1 protein-coding gene and 1 pseudogene are annotated in these 2,672 nt (G+C 74.0%); both read left to right on the top strand.

Annotated elements, in window-relative coordinates; genetic code table 11:
• Window positions 1-340: pseudogene (locus C1I92_RS34220) on the top strand (hypothetical protein); the annotation flags it as partial.
• Window positions 337-2,592 carry a hypothetical protein gene (locus C1I92_RS32840; protein WP_111258822.1) on the top strand — a complete coding sequence of 752 codons (2,256 nt, stop codon included), beginning with the start codon at window positions 337-339 and terminating at the stop codon, window positions 2,590-2,592. The pseudogene C1I92_RS34220 and the gene C1I92_RS32840, both read left to right, overlap by 4 nt.
• Window positions 2,593-2,672 lie beyond the last annotated feature (80 nt).

Genomic DNA, 2,672 nt, shown 5'->3' with positions numbered 1-2,672 from the left:
GGGCGGCGGGACGGCGTCCGGCGACGCCTCGGGCGCCGCCGCCGAAGGGGGAGGCGGCGACGCGTCCGGCGGGGCCGCGACCGGCACGGACACCGGCGGGGACGCGGCCGGCGCGCCGGTCGTCGACCCGGACACCGGCGAGGTCATCGCCGGCGCCGACAGCGGGACGGGCGACGCCGGCGGCGACCAGAACGTCGCGGCCAGCCCCGTCGTCATGGCCGCCGCCAGCGGCTGGGGTGTCGAGCAGACGCTGATGCTGATCGCCGGCCTCTCGCTGCTGGTCGTCATCGTCGCGCCGCCGCTGATCCTGCGCACGCTGCGGCGGGGGGGCCACTCATGATCAGGGTCCGGCTGCTCGCCGCCGCGGTGCTGCTCGGCCTGGCCGCGACGCTGATCGTGCTCGGCCCGCCGCAGCGCGAGGCGGCCGCGGCCGGCGAGGAGAGCTCGGCGGTCACCGTCAACGGCCGCCCGGGAAAGTACGAGGACTTCTCCGACCTGGCGATCACGGTCCACCAGACCGAGGGCCTGGTCGGCCAGGGCATCGAGGTCACCTGGACCGGCGGCGTGCCGACGCCCTACGGCGGGTTCGGCACGAACTACCTGAGCATCATGCAGTGCTGGGGCCCGGACCCGGAGGCGCCGGACTTCCGCGAGACCTGCCAGTTCGGCGCCGGCCTGGACCCGCCGTACTCGAACCTGCGCACCGGCAACGCCAGCCGCTACGTCACCGAGGACTTCGACCCGGCCGAGACCATGGAGCCGATCCCGGTCGGCGACGAGCTCACCAGCAACGCCGTCCCTTTCCGGGCGTCCTACGGCGGCACCTACGTCGACGCGCTGACCGGCGCCGGCGGCACGCCGCGGCCCGCGCCGGACGGGTACGAGGGCCTGATCATCGACCTCTACGGCAAGGGCAGCACGAACGAGCAGCCCTGGGTCCCGACCGCCGGCTCCGGCGAGGGCCGGACCGTGTTCTGGGTGCAGAGCGCCAAGGAGGCCGCGCACCTGGGCTGCGGCCGGGTCGGCGACGACGGCGGCGACCCGCAGCCGTGCTGGCTGGTCGTCGTGCCGCGCGGTGCGTACGACCCGTTCGGCAACGTCCGCGGCGCCCAGGTCGGCGGCGTCGACTCGCCGCTGTCGGCGTCCAACTTCGCCAACGCGATCGCGATCGAGTTGAACTTCGCGCCGGTGTCCGGGTTCTGCGAGCTGGGCGCGCAGGAGCGGGCCACCATCGGGACCGAGCTGGCCGCCGAGGCGATGACCTCGTGGCAGCCTGCGCTCTGCGCGGGCGGCGGCACCACGTTCGGGTACGCCGCGACCAGCGACAGCGAGGCGGCGAACCAGCTGTTCAGCACGTACGAGGGCGCGCCCGGGCTGGCGTACACGACGATCCCGATCGCCGGCGGCGCCGACGACCCACCGGTGGCGCACGCGCCGGTCGCGGTGTCGGCGATGACGATCGCGTTCAGCATCGACATCCATCCGAGGTTCGCCGCGCCACCTGAGGTGGAGGCGCTGTTCGGCTCCCAGGTCCCGGAGCTGAAGCTGACGCCGCGGCTGGTGGCGAAGCTGCTGACGCAGTCGTACTGGGGTGACATCCCGATCCTGCAGGGCGAGACCGGCGTCGAGCACCTGCCGGAGAATCCGCAGTTCATCACCTACGACCCCGAGTTCCGCGCGCTCAACCCGGTGTTCGAGAACTTCCCGGACGCGGCCAGCGGGCCGAAAGGCCTCATGGTGACGCTGGAGAGCGGCCAGCCGGTGCACGAGATCTGGCGCTGGATCCTGGCCGACCCGCAGGCCCGGGCGTGGCTGGCCGGGACGCCGGACGAGAACGGCATCGTCGTCAACCCCAAGTACGCGCCGCTGAACCTGGACGAGGAGCCGCCGCACAGCTTCCCCCGGGCCGAGGACACCTGCGTCCGGCAGCCGCCGGCCGAGATGGACCTCTGCTCGCTGGACTACCGGCCCTACATCGGCAGCTACAGCGAGATCGCCCAGCGGGTGCTCCGCGCCGATGTAGGGGAGAAGTCGTTCTGGGACCAGACCCGGGAACCGCCCCAGTACGTGACGTCGCCGCCGCGGGCGTTCGGGCGGCGCTGGTCGATCGGCGTCACCGAGACCGCGTCGGCGCACCGCTACGGCGTGTTCACCGCGAGCCTGCGCAACGCCGCCGGCGAGTTCGTCGCGCCGACGCAGGACGGGCTGCGCGCCGCCGTCGACGCGATGACCGACACCGACGGCGACGGGGTCCTGGAGCTCGACCCGGCCCGCCGCGCCGTGGGCGCCTACCCGCTGACGATGGTGACGTACGCCGCGGTCAACACCGGCCAGGACCCGCAGGCGCTGACCGACTATGCCGACCTGCTGGAGTACGCCGCCGGCCCCGGCCAGCAGTCCGGCACCGCCCGCGGCGAGCTGCCGGGCGGGTACCTGCCGCTGCCGGCGGAGCTGCGGGACCAGACGACCGGCGTCGTCGCCGAACTGCGCGCGCTGGCCGGCGCGACGCCGACCCCGACACCTACGCCGACGACGCCCGCGCCCGGCCCGAGCCCGTCTGCGGCAGCAGCGGGTTCACGTCGATCCCGTTGATGCGGGTGATGACGCACTTGTAGATGCCCTCGAGCTGGCGCCGGGTCAGGTTCGCCGGGAAGCCGAGGTCGGTGACGGCG

Origin of the sequence: Jiangella anatolica (assembly GCF_003236295.1) — a bacterium.
GTDB lineage: Bacteria > Actinomycetota > Actinomycetes > Jiangellales > Jiangellaceae > Jiangella > Jiangella anatolica.
The sequence above is the reverse complement of the archived record's forward strand: the minus strand, read 5'-3'. Positions and strand labels throughout refer to the sequence as shown.

Bases quoted from the DNA above. Each gene is read 5' to 3' on its own strand.
- C1I92_RS32840 (WP_111258822.1), top strand. From the start codon at position 337: ATGATCAGGGTCCGGCTGCTCGCCGCCGCGGTGCTGCTCGGCCTGGCC.